This is a genomic window from Mesorhizobium sp. M4B.F.Ca.ET.089.01.1.1 (genome assembly GCF_004022605.1).
In the GTDB taxonomy this organism is placed as follows: domain Bacteria; phylum Pseudomonadota; class Alphaproteobacteria; order Rhizobiales; family Rhizobiaceae; genus Mesorhizobium; species Mesorhizobium abyssinicae.
Map to the genome: position 1 here is coordinate 1 of NZ_RZOS01001619.1, position 378 is coordinate 378.

The 378-nt window shown below is 59.3% G+C and carries 1 protein-coding gene; it reads left to right on the top strand.

The window, feature by feature from the left end; all coding sequences use genetic code 11:
* Positions 1 to 70: 70 nt before the first annotated feature.
* The coding region (locus tag EN780_RS38510; RefSeq protein ID WP_245500345.1) for a helix-turn-helix domain-containing protein at positions 71 to 378 on the top strand (308 nt) is incomplete at its 3' end.

The following is a 378-nucleotide window of genomic DNA, read 5'->3' on the forward strand; positions in this document are numbered from 1 at the left end:
CCTTAATTGACGGCAACCTCTTCTTGGAGCACCAAGAGGGCGATTGTCATGGAGATTCGCCGGAGCGATCTTGCCCACCGACCTTGCCACCGCTGAGCAGAAGAGTGCCCGTTTCGACGCCGTCGATCGGGCGGTTGCCGTTCTGCGCGTTCTCGAACGGGCGGACCAGCCGATGTCGCTGTCGATGATTGCCCGCGAGGTCGGGCTAGGCCAGCCAACCACGTCGCGCTATGTCTCCAGTCTTGTCGGTCATGGCCTTATCGCTAAGGTAAACGGCAACCGCTATGTCCTGGGCATCGGGCTCTATATTCTGGGGCAGAAATCCCTCCATAGAAGGGATGTACGAACCGTAGCCCGTCCCTATCTCGAAACCCTGCA